Annotated in this window: 12 protein-coding genes; 7 read left to right on the forward strand and 5 right to left on the reverse strand. The window is 70.3% G+C overall.

From position 1 onward, the window contains the following. Nucleotide 1: 1 nt before the first annotated feature. Nucleotides 2-2,704 (reverse strand): alanine--tRNA ligase, encoded by a 2,703-nt coding sequence (gene alaS, locus ACF3NS_RS13340; protein ID WP_392466589.1) that lies wholly within the window; start codon nucleotides 2,702-2,704, stop codon nucleotides 2-4. Nucleotides 2,705-3,003: 299 nt separating this feature from the next. Continuing rightward, a complete protein-coding gene (locus tag ACF3NS_RS13345) occupies nucleotides 3,004-4,302 on the reverse strand; it encodes a replication-associated recombination protein A (protein WP_154594451.1) in 1,299 nt (432 codons plus the stop codon). A 328-nt stretch (nucleotides 4,303-4,630) separates the two neighbouring features. On the opposite strand from ACF3NS_RS13345, the gene ACF3NS_RS13350 reads away from it, so the two are divergent. The 6 genes from ACF3NS_RS13350 to ACF3NS_RS13375 all read left to right on the forward strand — a co-directional run bounded on the left by ACF3NS_RS13350 (nucleotide 4,631) and on the right by ACF3NS_RS13375 (nucleotide 11,617). Further along, nucleotides 4,631-6,268 (forward strand): ABC transporter substrate-binding protein, encoded by a 1,638-nt coding sequence (locus tag ACF3NS_RS13350; RefSeq protein WP_392466591.1) that lies wholly within the window; start codon nucleotides 4,631-4,633, stop codon nucleotides 6,266-6,268. Between the two features lie 305 nt (nucleotides 6,269-6,573). Then, nucleotides 6,574-7,500: an ABC transporter permease gene (locus ACF3NS_RS13355; protein WP_392466592.1), complete on the forward strand. Its 927-nt coding sequence runs from the start codon at nucleotides 6,574-6,576 to the stop codon at nucleotides 7,498-7,500. Beyond that, nucleotides 7,493-8,440 (forward strand): ABC transporter permease, encoded by a 948-nt coding sequence (locus ACF3NS_RS13360; RefSeq protein WP_392466593.1) that lies wholly within the window; start codon nucleotides 7,493-7,495, stop codon nucleotides 8,438-8,440. The genes ACF3NS_RS13355 and ACF3NS_RS13360 overlap by 8 nt, the downstream gene beginning before the upstream one ends. A 15-nt stretch (nucleotides 8,441-8,455) precedes the next feature. Next, entirely contained in the window at nucleotides 8,456-9,505 is a 1,050-nt protein-coding gene (locus ACF3NS_RS13365) for an ABC transporter ATP-binding protein (RefSeq protein WP_154594436.1), read from the forward strand. Beyond that, nucleotides 9,498-10,745, forward strand: a complete 1,248-nt coding sequence (locus tag ACF3NS_RS13370) for an ABC transporter ATP-binding protein (RefSeq protein ID WP_230083049.1) — start codon at nucleotides 9,498-9,500, stop codon at nucleotides 10,743-10,745. Before ACF3NS_RS13365 ends, ACF3NS_RS13370 begins: the two co-directional genes overlap by 8 nt. A gap of 68 nt (nucleotides 10,746-10,813) precedes the next feature. Continuing rightward, nucleotides 10,814-11,617, forward strand: coding sequence for a GNAT family N-acetyltransferase (locus tag ACF3NS_RS13375; protein ID WP_392466596.1), 804 nt, complete (start codon nucleotides 10,814-10,816; stop codon nucleotides 11,615-11,617). Nucleotides 11,618-11,697: 80 nt separating this feature from the next. Here ACF3NS_RS13375 and ACF3NS_RS13380 read toward each other — a convergent pair whose 3' ends face one another. Both ACF3NS_RS13380 and aspS read right to left on the reverse strand, forming a co-directional pair. Next, a complete protein-coding gene (locus tag ACF3NS_RS13380; protein ID WP_392466598.1) occupies nucleotides 11,698-12,306 on the reverse strand; it encodes an HAD family hydrolase in 609 nt (202 codons plus the stop codon). Between the two features lie 6 nt (nucleotides 12,307-12,312). Continuing rightward, nucleotides 12,313-14,151, reverse strand: a complete 1,839-nt coding sequence (gene aspS / locus ACF3NS_RS13385) for an aspartate--tRNA ligase (protein ID WP_392466600.1) — start codon at nucleotides 14,149-14,151, stop codon at nucleotides 12,313-12,315. 95 nt (nucleotides 14,152-14,246) lie between these two features. Between aspS and ACF3NS_RS13390 the strand changes: the two genes are divergently transcribed. Continuing rightward, entirely contained in the window at nucleotides 14,247-14,876 is a 630-nt protein-coding gene (locus tag ACF3NS_RS13390) for a cation transporter (protein WP_392466601.1), read from the forward strand. A 21-nt stretch (nucleotides 14,877-14,897) separates the two neighbouring features. Here the strand turns inward: ACF3NS_RS13390 and ACF3NS_RS13395 are convergent, their stop codons facing one another. Further along, the gene (locus ACF3NS_RS13395; protein WP_154593117.1) at nucleotides 14,898-15,488 is read right to left on the reverse strand and encodes a TetR/AcrR family transcriptional regulator; all 591 of its coding nucleotides are present in this window, start codon (nucleotides 15,486-15,488) and stop codon (nucleotides 14,898-14,900) included. Between the last annotated feature and the right edge of the window lie 20 nt (nucleotides 15,489-15,508).

Below are 15,508 nucleotides of genomic sequence, written 5' to 3' on the forward strand. Positions count from 1 at the left end.
GTCAGCGCTGGGTGGCGCGGGCCCCGACGGTCCACTCGACCTGGGTGAGCGCCTCGCCGATCCTGGTCGCGTCCTGGCCGCCGCCCTGGGCGAGGTCGTCCTTGCCGCCGCCCCCGCCACCGAGGGTCTGCGCGGCGACGCGCACCAGGTCACCGGCCTTGATCCCCCACTCGCGGGCCCGCTCGTTGGTGGCCACGACGACGACGGGCCGCCCCTTGGCCTCGGTCGCGACGGCCACCACGCCCGGACGATCGGTGCCGAGCCGGCCACGCAGGTCGAGCACGAGGGCGCGCACGTCGTCGGCCGCCAGCCCGTCCGCGTGGTGACCGACGAAGCTCACGCCATACACGTCCTTGGCCTGGCTCGCGAGCCGGCCGGCGGCCGCGAGCGCCTGCTGCTGGCGCATGGTGGTGATCTCGCGCTCGGCGTCCTTGAGCTTGCCGAGGATCGAGGAGATGCGCTCGGGCAGCTCCTCGCTGCGGACCTTGAGGTCGGCCGTGAGCTGACCGACGATCGCCGCCTCGCGCGCGAGGAAGTCGTAGGCGTCCGACCCGACGAGCGCCTCGACGCGACGCACCCCGGAGCCGATGGACGCCTCGCCGAGCAGCTTGACGACGCCGAGCTGGCCGGAGCGCTGGGCGTGCGTGCCACCGCAGAGCTCACGCGCCCAGTCGCCGACGGAGATGACCCGCACCTCGTTGCCGTACTTCTCGCCGAACAGCGCCATGGCGCCGGAGGCGACCGCCTCCTCCTGGGTCATGACGTCGGCACGCACCTCGAGGTCCTCGAGCAGCATGGTGTTGACCTTTGACTCGACCTCGCCCAGCACCGAGACGGGCACCGCCGAGGTGGCGTTGAAGTCGAACCGGAAGCGGCCGGGGGCGTTCTCGGAGCCGGCCTGCGTCGCGGTGTCGCCGAGCGCCTCACGGATCGCCTTGTGCACCATGTGCGTCGCGGTGTGGGCGCGGCTGATCGAGCGGCGGCGCTGCAGGTCGACGAGGGCGTGGGCGGCCAGGCCGGGCACGACCTCGCCGGACACGACCGTCGCCTTGTGGACGATGAGCCCGGTGATGGGCTTCTGGACGTCGCGGACCTCGATGACGGCGCCGTTGTCCAGCTCGATCCGACCGCCGTCGGCGAGCTGGCCGCCGCCCTCGGCGTAGAAGGGGGTGCGGTCCAGGACGATCTCGACGTCCTGCCCCGCGGTCGCCGACCGCGTCGACGCGCCGTCGACGACCAGGCCGGAGACGCGCGCCTCGGAGCGCACCTCGTCGTAGCCCGTGAACTCGACCGCGTGGCCGAGGGCGTCCGCCAGCTCGCGGTAGGCGCTGGCGTCGCCGTGGCCCTGCTTCTTGGCCTGGGCGTCGGCCTTGGCGCGCGCCCGCTGCTCGCCCATCAGGCGGCGGAAGCCCTCCTCGTCGACGGACAGGCCCTGCTCGGCCGCCATCTCCAGGGTCAGGTCGATCGGGAAGCCGTAGGTGTCGTGCAGCTGGAAGGCCTTGTCCCCGCCCAGCACCCGCGCACCCGACGACTTCGCCTGGGAGACGGCGGAGTCCAGGATGGTGGTGCCGCTGGTGAGGGTGCGGCGGAAGGCCTCCTCCTCGGCGTACGCGATCTGGCTGATCCGAGAGAAGTCCCGCTTGAGCTCGGGGTAGGACCTGCTCATCTGCTCCATGGACACGGGCAGCAGCGCGGGCAGCGCGGGCGTGGTCACACCCAGCAGCCGCATCGAGCGCACCGCGCGGCGCAGCAGCCGCCGCAGGACGTAGCCGCGCCCTTCGTTGCCGGGCGTGACGCCGTCGCCGATGAGCATCAAGGACGACCGGACGTGGTCGGCGACCACGCGGAAGCGGACGTCGTCGCCGTCGTTCGCGCCATACCGCCGACCCGAGATCTGCTCGGCCCGCTCGATGACCGGGTAGACCTCGTCGATCTCGTACAGGTTGTCGACGCCCTGCAGCAGGAAGGCCACGCGCTCCAGGCCCATGCCGGTGTCGATGTTCTTGGCGGGCAGCGGGCCGACGACGCGGAAGTCGTCCTTGGCCTTGACGTCCGTGATCTCCTCGGTCTGGAAGACGAGGTTCCAGATCTCCAGGAAGCGGTCCTCGTCGGCCTCCGGGCCGCCGTCCGCGCCGTACTCCGGGCCGCGGTCGATGTAGATCTCCGAGCAGGGGCCGCCGGGGCCCTCGACGCCCATGTGCCAGTAGTTGTCCTTGAGGCTGCGGCCCTGGATGCGCTCGGCCGGGACCCCGACGGCGATCCAGTGGTCGTAGGCCTCCTTGTCGCCCTCGGGGTAGTCCGGGTGGTAGCCCGGGCCGAGGACCGTGACCCACACCTTGTCGGGATCGAAGCCGAGGAAACCGTCCTCCTGGCGGCCGGTGACGAACTCCCAGGCGTACCTGATGGCCTTCTTCTTGAAGTAGTCCCCGAAGGAGAAGTTGCCGTTCATCTGGAAGAAGGTGCCGTGGCGCGTGGTCTTGCCGACCTCCTCGATGTCGCCGGTGCGCACGCACTTCTGCACACTGGTGGCGCGCTTGTAGGGGGCGGTCTCCTGGCCGAGGAAGTAGGGCTTGAAGGGGACCATGCCGGCGTTGACGAAGAGCAGGTTGGGGTCGTCGTAGAGCAGGGGGGCGCTGGGGACCACAGTGTGTCCCTTGCCCTCGAAGTACGCGAGCCAGCGGCGACGGATCTCGGCGGTTTCCATGACGGTGTCCTTGTCTTGGTCTTGCACGTGTGGGGGCAGGCGCGGGCGTCGGCCGGGGCCTGCAGGGAGCAGTCGTATGACGGGGAGGGGCCACCTGCGCGCGCACGCACGCAGGCCGGGGCGGGGGCAGCCGCCCCTAGATAGCTCGGGCTCGGCCCGCCGCGGCGATCCGCGCAGCCGCGGTGGTCGCAGGCGTGGCTGCGACTGCGGCGATCACTGCGCGACGGGTGCCGGGGACCACGGCGCTCACCTCCGAGGGGTCGTGGCGTCTTCGGCCAGCCTACCCCTAGCCGCCCGCCTCATCGCCGGTCGTGCAGCGCGGCCCGCAGCCACCTCCACCGGGAGGCCAGGCGCTCCTCGAATCCGCGCGTCGTGGGGCGGTAGTAGTCGACGGCCCGGTCCAGGTCGTCCGGGAGGTACTGCTGGGCCGCGACGCCCTCGTCCAGCGCGTGCGGGTAGACGTAGCCGTCGCCGTGCCCCAGCCGCGACGCGCCGGCGTAGCCCGATCCGCGCAGGTGCGCCGGCACGGCACCCCCGCGGCCGGCCCGCACGTCGGCGATGGCCTCGTTGATGCCGGCGTAGGCGGCGTTGGACTTGGGGGCGAGAGCGTTGTGGACCACGGCCTGGGCCAGGATGATGCGCGCCTCGGGCATGCCGATCTGGGCCACGGCGTGCATCGCGGCCACGGCGGTCTGCAGAGCGGTGGGGTCCGCCATACCGACGTCCTCGGAGGCCGCGATGACCACCCGCCGCGCGATGAACCGCGGGTCCTCCCCCGCCTCCAGCATCCGCGCGAGGTAGTGCAGCGAGGCGTCCACGTCGGACCCCCGCATCGACTTGATCAGGGCGGACGCGACGTCGTAGTGCTGGTCGCCGGTCTTGTCGTACCGCACGACGGCCTTCTCGACCGCCTGCTCGACGTGGGCGCTGGTGATCGACACGGGCTCGTCGTGGGCCGCGCCGGCGGGTTCGTCGCCGAGCGCCACCCCGGCGGCGCCCTCCAGCGCGGTCAGCGCCCGCCGCGCGTCTCCCCCGCTGATCCGTATGACGTGCTCCCGGGCCGCCGCCTCGAGGGCGAAGGCACCGGCGAGGCCCCGCTCGTCGACCACCGCCTGGTCGAGCACCTCGCCGAGGTCCTCGTCCGTCAGCGAGCCGAGGGTCACGAGCACCGAGCGGGACAGCAGCGGCGCGATGATGCTGAACGACGGATTCTCCGTCGTCGCCGCCACGAGCACGACCAGACGGTTCTCGACCGCGGGCAGCAGGGCATCCTGCTGGGCCTTGGTGAACCGGTGGATCTCGTCGAGGAAGAGCACGGTGGTGCGGCCGTAGAGGTCGCGCTCGCGCACGGCCTCGTCGATCACCCGGCGCACGTCCTTGACCCCTGCCGTGATCGCCGACAGCTCGACGAACCGGCGACCGGCCGCGGTGGCGACCAGGTGGGCGAGGGTGGTCTTGCCCGTGCCGGGAGGTCCCCACAGGATCGCCGACAGCGGACCGACGGTGCCCGAGTGCCCCTCGATCAACCGTCGCAGGGGGCTGCCGGGCCGCAGCGCCGCCCCCTGCCCGCGCACCTCGTCCAGGGATCGCGGACGCATCCGGACCGCGAGGGGCGGCAGCGGGGCGTCGGATCCGCCGGAGGCGTCGAACAGGTCCGGGACATCCACCGGCTCAGTGTCTCAGACGTCCCGATCCCCCTCGGCGCTGACGGGCTCCCTCCGGTGGCCCTCTGGTCACGAATCGGTATCGACGCCGCCCGGGGGTCTGGACCGGACGGTGGCCAGACCTAGAGTGTGGCCCACGGTTCCCCGCTCACACGAGGGCAAAGGCGCACTCGCTCGGCTGGGATCACACCCTGACCGCCATCCGTCAGGGTGATCACCAAGGTCCGTCCCATCACCGGACCGTTCGAGGAGGTCTATCCCTATGCGAGCCACCACTCGCCTCACCCTCACCGCCACCATCTCGGCGTCGGCAATGCTGCTGGCCGCCTGTGGCGGCGGTTCCGGCAGCTCCGGCTCCTCCGCCAGCGGCGACTCCGCCGGCAAGGAGGGCGGGTCCATCTCCGTCCGCGGCTGCAACCCGGAGAACCCCCTGATCCCCGGCGCCACCACCGAGACCTGCGGGGGCGACGTCATCGACGCCGTCACCGCCCGCCTCGTGCACTACAACGTCGACACGGCCAAGCCGGAGAACGACATCGCCGAGTCCATCGAGACCCAGGACAACCAGACCTTCACGATCAAGCTCAAGAAGGGCTACAAGTTCTCGGACGGCACCGAGGTCAAGGCCAAGAACTTCGTCGACGCGTGGAACTACACCGCTCTGTCGACCAACGCCCAGGGTGCGTCCTACTTCATGGAGCCGATCGAGGGCTTCGCGGACCTGCAGGCCGAGGAGGGCCAGCAGCCCAAGGCCAAGACCATGTCCGGCCTGAAGGTCGTCGACGACCACACCTTCACCATCAAGACCACCGACAAGGTGTCCAACCTGCCCGAGCGCCTCGGCTACTCGGCCTTCGCGCCGCTGCCGGACTCGTTCACCAAGGACCCGAAGGCCTTCGGCGACAAGCCGGTCGGCGCCGGCCCCTACGTGGTCGAGTCCTGGACCAAGAACCAGTCGATCGTCCTGAAGAAGAACCCGAGCTACTCGGGCTCCAACAAGGGCTCCCTGGACCAGATCACCTTCAAGATCTACCAGGACTCCTCGGCCGCCTACAACGACGTGATGGCCGGCAACCTGGACGTCACGGACGAGGTCCCGTCCTCGGCGATCACGGCCGACAAGTACAAGACCGACCTGCCCGACCGCAACGCGCAGAAGGAGTACGGCGGCATCTCGACCGTCACCTTCGCGTCCGCCAAGGCAGACCCGGCGGTCCAGAACCCCAAGGTCCGCCAGGCGATCTCGATGGCCATCGACCGCGAGGCCGTCATCAAGTCGCAGTTCAACGGCACGCGTACCCCGGCCACCGGCTGGGTCGCCACGACCGTCAACGGCTACAAGGCCGGCGCCTGCGGCGAGTTCTGCACCTACGACGCCGCCAAGGCCAAGGCCAAGCTGCAGGAGGCCGGTGGCTTCACGGGCAAGCTGACCCTGTCCTACAACGCCGACGCGTCGCACAAGGACTGGACCGAGGCCACGTGCCAGTCGATCAAGGAGGCGCTGGCCATCGACTGCGTCGCCACCCCGGTCGTGGACTTCAAGACCTTCCGCACGCAGGTCAAGAAGCGCGAGATGAAGGGCATGTTCCGTACGGGCTGGCAGATGGACTACCCGTCGATCGAGAACTTCCTCACCCCGATCTTCGCGACGGGCGCGTCCTCCAACGACGGCGACTACTCCAACAAGGCCTTCGACGCCAAGCTCAAGGAGGCCGCCGCGGCGACCGACTCGGCCAAGGCGAACGAGCTCTACCAGGAGGCCGAGGGCATGCTCAAGGAGCAGATGCCGTCGATCCCGCTCTGGTACCCGAAGGCGACCATCGGTTGGTCCCCCAAGGTGACCAACGTCAAGATCTCGGCGTTCGGCAAGCCGGACTACGTGGGCATCAAGCTCAAGTGAGCTGACGGGCCTCAGTCCGACAGGTGACACCTGAGTCGTGGGTGCCCGGCACGTGCCGGGCACCCACGCCTGTGCGGGGGCGATGTCGGACATCACCCCCGGTGCCGCTACGCTGAGGCCGCTCGCACTCCCCATCCCGACCCCCCACGGGTCTGACCACAGCCATCGCGTGAGCAGCGTCGCCACGTGAGCCGTCTGCCGGATGCCATCCCCCTCCGGCGGAGGCATCGCAGCTCACGCTCGGAGCACGACTCCGAGACGTCTGCGGCCCAGCCGCCGCAGGCACGACCATCTGAGGAGGTGTCGTGACCAAATACATCATTCGCCGGATCCTGCAGATGATCCCGGTGCTCATCGGTGCCACGTTCTTGATCTTCGCCATGGTGTTCGCCCTACCGGGCGATCCGACCGAGGGCAAGTGCGGTGAGCGTCCCTGCTCCCCCGCCTACGTGGAGAAGTTCCGCGCCGAGCACAACCTCAACGACCCGCTGCTCGTCCAGTACGGCAAGTACATGGGCAAGCTCGTCCAGGGCGACCTCGGCACCAACTTCTACGGGATGCCGGTGGCCGAGGACCTCTCCTCGCGCTACGCCATCACCGCCAAGCTCGCGCTGATCGCCATCGCCTTCGAGATCGTGATCGGCCTGGTCGCCGGCGTGCTGGCCGGCATCCGCAAGGGCAAGTTCATCGACAACCTCGTCATGGTCTCGACCCTCGTGGCGATCTCGATCCCCTCGTTCGTCATCGGCTCGACGCTGCAGTACGTCCTCGGCGTCCGGCTTCGCTGGTTCCCGGTGACCGCCGCCAACGACCCGACGCTGTACGACCTGGTGCTGCCGGGGTTCGTCCTCGGGTCCCTGTCGATCGCGTACGTCGCCCGGCTGATGCGCACCAACCTGGTCGAGAACCTCCGCGCCGACTACGTCCGCACGGCCATCTCCAAGGGTCTGACCCGGCAGCGGGCCATCGGTCTGCACGCCATGCGCAACTCGATGATCCCCGTCGTCACCTTCCTCGGCGCCGACTTCGGGTCGTTGCTCGGTGGCGCCATCGTCACGGAGCGCATCTTCAACATCCGCGGCGTCGGCGGCTACATCTTCACCGGCATCCACAACCGGGACGGCATCGCCGTGGTCTCGGCCGTCACGATGCTGGTGTTCGTCTTCCTCATCGTCAACCTGCTCATCGACCTGCTCTACGGCCTGCTCGACCCGAGGATCAGCCATGACTGACGCCACCACCGCCACCGTCGCCGCCGCAGAGGTGGCCCCGGACCCCTCCCAGGGGGCCGGCCCCGGAGCGGACGAGGCGCGTTCACTGTGGTCGGACGCCTGGCGCCAGCTGCGCAAGAACCCCCTCTTCTGGATCTCCGCCGCGCTCATCGTGGTCTTCCTCCTGATGGCGCTCGTGCCCCAGCTGTTCACCCGCATCGACCCGACGTCCGGCTCGCTGCGCCACGTGCGCGAGGCCATGAGCAGTGACCACTGGTTCGGCACGGACAAGCAGGGCCGCGACATCTACTCCCGCACGATCTACGGCGCGCGGGCCTCGATCATCGTCGGCCTGCTGACCACGCTGAGCACGACCCTCGTCGGCGGCGCCCTCGGCATCATGGCCGGCTACCTCGGCGGCTGGCTCGACGCGCTGCTGATGCGCGTGACGGACATCTTCTTCGCGATCCCCATGTTGCTCGGGGGCATCCTGTTCATGGCCTCCTTCCCGTCCAACGCCGACACGAGCTACTGGGCCGTCGTCGGCAAGGTGGTGCTGGTGATGACCGTGTTCGGCTGGCCGGGCATCGCGCGACTCATGCGTTCCGCCGTCCTGCAGGTGAAGTCCTTGGAGTACGTCCAGGCGGCGCGGGCGCTCGGCGCCCGCCCGGGACGGATCATCCTGGGCCACGTCCTGCCCAACGCGGTGGCGCCGGTCATCGTCGTGGCGACGATCAACCTGGGCGCCTACATCGCGACCGAGGCGACGCTGTCCTTCCTCGGCATCGGTCTCGTGCCCCCGACCATCTCGTGGGGCGTCGCGATCTCCGACGCCCTCGACACGGTGCGCACCTCGCCGCACATCCTGCTCTTCCCCAGCCTGTTCCTGAGCCTCGCGGTCCTCGCGTTCATCCTCCTCGGTGACGCCGTCCGCGACGCGCTGGACCCGAAGTCTCGATGAGGGGCTGACACACACATGTCTACGACCCACACGGCCCGTCATGCGCGGGCACCCCAGGAAGCCGGCTCGGCCTACCAGCCGATCGACGGCCGCCTCCTCGACGTGGAGGACCTCCACGTCGAGTTCCACACGGACGACGGCATCGCCCGGGCCATCAACGGCGTCAACTTCACCCTGGACGCCGGGGAGACGCTGGCGATCCTCGGCGAGTCGGGCTCCGGCAAGTCGGTGACCGCCCAGGCGATCATGGGCATCCTCGACATGCCCCCGGCCAAGATCCCCCAGGGCTCGGTCCGCTACTGCGGTCAGGAGCTGCTGACCATGCCGGAGGACCAGCGGCGGCACGTGCGCGGCCCGGAGATCTCGATGATCTTCCAGGACGCTCTGAGCTCGCTCAACCCGGTCTTTCCGGTCGGCTGGCAGATCGCCGAGATGTTCCGCCAGCACCGCGGGATGAACAAGTCCGACTCGCTCGAGCAGGCCGTGCGCCTCATGGAGCGGGTGGCCATCCCCGGGGCCAAGTCCCGCGTCAAGGCCTTCCCGCACCAGTTCTCCGGTGGCATGCGCCAGCGCATCATGATCGCGATGGCCATCGCGCTCGACCCGGCCGTGCTCATCGCCGACGAACCGACCACGGCGCTCGACGTGACGGTGCAGGCGCAGATCATGGGTCTGCTGGCCGAGCTCCAGCAGGAGCGCCAGATGGGCCTGATCCTGATCACCCACGACCTCGGTGTCGTGGCCGACGTCGCCGACCGCATCGCGGTGATGTATGCCGGCCGCATCGTGGAGCAGGCCGACGTCTACGAGCTCTACCGCAAGCCGGCCCACCCCTACACCAAGGGGCTGCTGGACTCCATCCCGCGCCTGGACCAGAAGGGCGAGACGTTGTCGGCGATCGGTGGCCTGCCGCCCAACCTGCTGCGGATCCCGCCGGGCTGCTCGTTCAACCCGCGCTGCCGCTACGCCCAGGACGTCTGCCGGCAGGACCGTCCCGAGCTGCTCGAGGTGGCTCCCGGTCGCCTGTCCGCGTGCCACTTCTCCCAGGAGGTGCTCCATGGCTGAGCCGATCCTCGTCGCCAAGGACCTCGTCAAGCACTACCCGATCAAGGGCGGAATCCTCCGCACCACGACGGGTCACGTCAAGGCCGTGGACGGTGTCTCGTTCGAGCTGCTCAAGGGCGAGACCCTGGGCATCGTGGGCGAGTCCGGTTGCGGCAAGTCGACCCTGGGGCGCCTGCTCATGCGCCTGGAGGAGCCGACGTCGGGCACGCTCGACTTCGACGGCGTCGACATGTACTCCCAGAAGGGCTCGGCCATGCGCAAGCTGCGCCGAGACATCCAGATCGTCTTCCAGGACCCCTACACCTCGCTCAACCCGCGCAAGACGGTCGGCGACATCGTGGGCGAGCCCTTCGACATCCACCCGGACGTCGTGCCCAAGTCGGGTCGACGCAAGGCGGTCCAGGACCTGCTGGACCTCGTGGGGCTCAACCCCGAGCACATCAACCGCTATCCCCACCAGTTCTCCGGTGGCCAGCGTCAGCGCATCGGCATCGCCCGGGGCATCGCGCTCAACCCCAAGGTGCTGATCTGCGACGAGCCGGTCTCGGCGCTGGACGTCTCGGTGCAGGCGCAGGTCGTCAACCTGATGGAGAAGCTCCAGAACGAGCTCGGCCTGTCCTACATCTTCATCGCTCACGACCTGTCGGTGGTGCGGCACATCTCCGACCGGGTCGGCGTGATGTACCTCGGCAAGATGGTCGAGCTGGGCACGGAGGACGAGATCTACGAGCGGACGACGCACCCGTACACCCAGGCGCTGATGTCGGCCGTCCCCGTGCCGGACCCGACGCTGCGTGGCAAGCGCGAGCAGATCGTCCTGCAGGGTGACGTGCCGTCCCCGGCCAACCCGCCCGCGGGCTGCCGCTTCCACACCCGGTGCTGGAAGGCCCAGGAGCGCTGCACGACCGAGGTGCCGGAGTTCGTCGACCGGCCGGACGGCTACGACGGCCACCGCAGCGCCTGCCACTTCCCCGAGGTGCTCGTCGCCACCGGGGCCGAGGTCGACTCCGACCTGCCGGGCGGGACGAGCAGCGGCGACGGTGCCACCAGGGCCTCCGAGGGGCACGGCGGCCTGAGCGGTCTCCTGCGCAAGGTGGCCGACAAGGTGGGTCTGGACGACGACGCCAACGACCCCACCCACCAGTCGGCGCGCACCTACCGGCCCGACACCGGTGACAGCGACAGCGTCGCGGACGCACGAGCCACCGCCGACAACGCCAACAAGCAGCACGGCTGGTAGTCACCCGCCCACCACGGTCGTGAGGGTTTGGTCCAAGATCCTTGGACCAAACCCTCACGATCGTTGCCGTGACGAGGAAGGACACGATGCGCACCATCTCGACCCGGGAGGAGCTGTGCGCCATCGTTCCCCCGGACGACCTGTTCGCCCGGTATGCCGTCCCCGCCCGACTTCACGGTGGGTGGGTGCTCGGTGGCGCGGTGGCGTTCGTGCGGCGCAGCCACTCCGGGCGCCGTAGCCTCGCGACGTGGGGCCCGCGCGGGGATCTCGGTCGGCTGCTGGACCGGCTGATCGCGGACGGCGTGCTCTGCGCGTCGCTGGACCACGTGTCCGTCCAGCAGGCTGATGCCGAGGTGCTCCGCGCCCGCGTCCCGACCGCGGACGGCTCCGCGTGGGACTGGATGGCCACGACCACCGCTTCGGCACCGACCCCGGCCGAGGCGCGCGTCGTCCCTCTCGACGACACCGCGGACGCCGCCGAGCTGCAGGACCTCGCCGACCGCGAGAACCCGCTCTCCGAGGGCTACCCCGGCACGGGTCGCAGCGAGCGGTGGGTCGGCGTCCGCGACGACGGGGGCCGGGTCGTGGCCTGCGCGGCGGTGCACCGGCTCTCCTCCGGCGCGGCGCACCTCTCGGGCATCATCGTCGCCTCCAGCCACCGTGGGCAGGGCCTCGGCCGAGCCACCACCGCCGTCCTCACGCGAGACCTGCTGCGCAGCGAGCCCGTGGTGACGCTCGGCATGTATGCCGACAACGTGGTCGCTCGCAGCCTCTACCACTCCATGGGCTTCGTCACCGACAAGGCCTGGTGGAGCTGCAGCGTCCTCGCCCCGGACGGCTCGGGCGCCGGCCGCGAGTCCGCCTGCTCCTGACCTACCGCCGGTAGAGGCATCGACCAGCCTTCGTTCGCCGGGCTGATGCCTCTACCGGGGGCGGGTTCGACGGCGGCGCGTCAGAGCACGCCGTGCCAGCGCAGGACGCGCTCCAGGCCGGCCACGCCGTCGGCATACGGCTTGTGCGCGGCGCGGATCCCGGCGCGCCGTGCGCCCTCGACGTTGACCCAGGTGTCGTCGACGAAGAGCACCCGGTCTCGCTGGACGCGCAGGTCCCGCACGATGTGGTCGAAGTAGGCCCGGTCCGGCTTCTTGCAGCCCAGCTCGTAGGAGTAGTAGGCGCCGTCGAAGTGGTCGTCGAGGCCCTGGTCGCGCATGATCGCAGCGCGCATCGACTGCTGGTTGGTGGCGAGGTGGACCTTGACACCCCGGGCGCGGACCTGATCGACCAGCTCGAGCGCCCGCTGGTCGATCAGGATCAGGGACCACGCGGCAAAGAAGGCCTCCACCGGCAGGTCCACGCCGGACGTGCGCAGCAGCTCGGCGATCGCCTCAGGAAAGCCGTCGGTCCGCTGGCCGGTCAGGAAGGGCGCCTCGACGTCCAGCAGCGCCTGCATCCCCGGCCAGCGGGGGTGGCCCAGGACCTCGGAGGCCCACCCCTTCGGCAGGTATTGCAGGACGCCGTCGGCGTCGAGCAGCAGCGTGTCGATGGGGTGGGCCTTCGTCATACGAGCTCAGGACTCCTTGGGGGCGACGACCGAGGTGTCAAGGGCGGCCGCCGAAGCGGCCTGGTCCGTCGGCTTCCTGACCGCGTCGATACCCGCCTCCTTGCGCTGCTCCGGGGTGATCGGGGCGGGCGCGTCGGTCAGCGGGTCGTAGCCGCCGCCGGACTTGGGGAAGGCGATGACGTCGCGGATCGAGTCGTAGCCGCCGAGCAGCATGACGATGCGGTCCCAGCCGAAGGCGATGCCTCCGTGCGGTGGGGCGCCGTAGGCGAACGCGTCGAGCAGGAACCCGAACTTCTCCTGCGCCTGCTCCTGGGTCAGGCCCATGACCTGGAAGACCCGCTCCTGCACGTCGCGGCGGTGGATACGGATGGAGCCGCCACCGATCTCGTTGCCGTTGCAGACCAGGTCGTAGGCGTAGGCGAGGGCCGGGCCGGGGTCGGTGTCGAAGGTGTCGAGGAACTCCTTCTTGGGCGAGGTGAAGGCGTGGTGCACCGCGGTCCACGCGCCCCCTCCGACGGCGACGTCACCGGCGGCCTCGGCGTCCGCCGTCGGCTCGAAGAGCGGCGCGTCGTTGACCCACAGGAAGGACCAGGCCGACTCGTCGATCAGGTTGCATCGACGACCGATCTCCAGGCGGGCGGCGCCGAGCAGGGCGCGCGAGGGCTTGGTCGCGCCGGCGGCGAAGAAGATGCAGTCGCCGGGCTTGGCACCCACGTGCGCGGCCAGGCCGGCCCGCTCGGTGTCGGTGAGGTTCTTGGCGACAGGGCCGCCGAGCTCGCCGTCCTCGCCCACGAGGACGTAGGCGAGACCGCGGGCGCCGCGCTGCTTGGCCCACTCCTGCCAGGCATCGAGCTGCTTGCGGGGCTGCGACGCGCCACCCGGCATCACGACGGCGCCGACATACTCCGCTTGGAAGACGCGGAAGGTCGTGTCGGAGAAGAACTCCGTGCACTCGACCAGCTCGTTGCCGAAGCGCAGGTCGGGCTTGTCGGAGCCGAACCGGCGCATCGCCTCGGCATAGGTCAGCCGCGGGAAGGGCGTCTGCAGGTCGACACCGATCAGCGCCCAGATCTCCCTGGCGAGCGCCTCGCCGAGCTCGATGACGTCGTCCTCCTCGACGAAGGACATCTCGATGTCGAGCTGGGTGAACTCGGGCTGCCGGTCGGCGCGGAAGTCCTCGTCGCGGTAGCAGCGCGCGATCTGGTAGTAGCGCTCCATGCCGGCCACCATGAGCAGCTGCTTGAACAGCTGCGGCGACTGGGGCAGGGCGTACCAGCTGCCGGGGGCGAGGCGTGCGGGGACCAGGAAGTCGCGCGCTCCCTCGGGGGTGGAGCGGGTCAGCGTGGGGGTCTCGATCTCGACGAAGTCGCGCTCCCCCAGCACCTTGCGGGCCGCGGCGGACACCTGGGAGCGCAGCCGCAGCGCGGCGCCGGCGCTCTTGCCGGGGCGGCGCAGGTCGAGGTAGCGGTGCTTGAGGCGCGCCTCCTCGCCGACGGTGACGCGCTCGTCGATCTGGAAGGGCAGCGGCGCGCTCGGGTTGAGCACCTCGATCTCGGTGGCCACGACCTCGATCTCGCCGGTGGGCAGCTCGGTGTTGGCGTTGCCCTCGGGGCGCTCGCGCACCTCGCCGACGATCTTGACGACGTACTCGTTGCGCAGCTCGTGCGCGTCCCCGGCCGCCAGGACCTCGTCACGGACGACGACCTGGGCGACGCCGCTCGCGTCCCGCAGATCCAGGAACGCCACTCCACCGTGATCGCGCCGACGGGCGACCCAGCCCGTGAGCGTGACGGTCTGTCCGGAGTGGCTGGCACGCAGGGTGCCCGCCTCGTGGGTACGAAGCACGATGGTTCCTGTTCTGTGTGGCTGGGCGCCGCGGGTCGGCGCGCCCTCGCCATCCTACGGACTCACCCCTCCCCCGCTAAACGACAATGGGCCGTATGCCGACCGCGCCCCCAGCCATCAGCCCCACCGTCCTGCGGCGCACGGTGCTGCTCGTGGCCGCCCTCAACCTCGCGTACTTCTTCGTGGAGGCGGGGGTGGCGCTGGCGATCGGGTCGGTCTCGCTGTTCGCGGACTCCGTCGACTTCCTCGAGGACACGGCGGTCAACCTGCTCATCGCCCTGGCGCTCGGCTGGTCGCTGCGCGCCCGGTCGCGCGCGGGCAAGGTCATGGCGGTGATCATCTGCGTGCCGGCGCTGGCCGCGGCGTGGGAGGCGTTCTCGAAGTTCCGCCACCCCGAGGCACCCGACGTCGTGCCGCTGGTGGTGACCGCAGGTGGGGCCGTGCTCGTCAACGGGCTGTGCACCTGGGTCCTCGCCCGGCACCGGCACGCGGGCGGGTCGATGACGGCGGCGGCCTTCCTCGCCGCGCGCAACGACGTGCTGGTCAACGCGGCGATCATCCTGATGGGTCTGGTGACCGCGTGGACCGGTTCCGGCTGGCCGGACGTGGTGCTGGGCGTGGTGATCATCGCGGTCAACGTGACGGCGGCGCACGAGGTGTGGGAGGTCGCCGAGGACGAGCGGGTCGCCGCCAAGGCCCTGGCCGGGGAGGAGATCGGCGACTGACGTCGGGTCTCCGACTGGGGGTCAGCGCTGCTCGAGGTCGAGGATGGCGGCGGCCGCCGCGACGCAGGCGTCGTCGAGCCAGGGGGGCATCGGCATACGACTGCCGATGAAGGGGCGCATCAGCCCGTAGGGGCACTGCCGCACAGCGAGCGCCATGACCTGCTCGAGGTGCTCGTCGCGCCGGCCGTAGAAGCCCGCGGCCTGCGCGCGGCCGAGCGCCCACACGTCGTCGTTGAGGGTGCGGACCTCCTCCTCGAGGCCCGCGGGCGGGGCCGCCAGCAGCTCGCGCTGGCGGTAGAGCGTCATCGCGACCGCGACGTCGGGGTGCTCGCGGCACCACCGGGGGATGTGGACCGCCTGCGCCAGCAAGGCGTCTCGCGGGTCGTCCAGCTCGCGCGTCGCCAGCAGCCCGACGTGGAAGGCGCGGATCGAGCGCAGCCACAGCGCGACGAAGAGGTGCTCGCGCGACGGGAACCGGTGGTAGATCGACCCGATGGGTGCTCCCACGTCTTGGGCCACCTGAGCCACCGTCGCCGAGGCGCCGTGCGCCGCAACGGCTCTGAGCGCACCGTCGAGAAGGTCGTCGGCCGTGAACTTCGCGGGTCTTGCCATGGCGTCATCGTACGCCTAGT

It is taken from the genome of Arsenicicoccus cauae, from assembly GCF_043162025.1.
Lineage (GTDB): Bacteria > Actinomycetota > Actinomycetes > Actinomycetales > Dermatophilaceae > Arsenicicoccus > Arsenicicoccus cauae.

Coding starts and splice junctions, on each gene's coding strand:
- alaS (WP_392466589.1), bottom strand. CDS start 2,704: ATGGAAACCGCCGAGATCCGTCGCCGCTGGCTCGCGTACTTCGAGGGC.
- ACF3NS_RS13345 (WP_154594451.1), bottom strand. CDS start 4,302: ATGCGTCCGCGATCCCTGGACGAGGTGCGCGGGCAGGGGGCGGCGCTG.
- ACF3NS_RS13350 (WP_392466591.1), top strand. CDS start 4,631: ATGCGAGCCACCACTCGCCTCACCCTCACCGCCACCATCTCGGCGTCG.
- ACF3NS_RS13360 (WP_392466593.1), top strand. CDS start 7,493: ATGACTGACGCCACCACCGCCACCGTCGCCGCCGCAGAGGTGGCCCCG.
- ACF3NS_RS13365 (WP_154594436.1), top strand. CDS start 8,456: ATGTCTACGACCCACACGGCCCGTCATGCGCGGGCACCCCAGGAAGCC.
- ACF3NS_RS13370 (WP_230083049.1), top strand. CDS start 9,498: ATGGCTGAGCCGATCCTCGTCGCCAAGGACCTCGTCAAGCACTACCCG.
- ACF3NS_RS13380 (WP_392466598.1), bottom strand. CDS start 12,306: ATGACGAAGGCCCACCCCATCGACACGCTGCTGCTCGACGCCGACGGC.
- ACF3NS_RS13390 (WP_392466601.1), top strand. CDS start 14,247: ATGCCGACCGCGCCCCCAGCCATCAGCCCCACCGTCCTGCGGCGCACG.
- ACF3NS_RS13395 (WP_154593117.1), bottom strand. CDS start 15,488: ATGGCAAGACCCGCGAAGTTCACGGCCGACGACCTTCTCGACGGTGCG.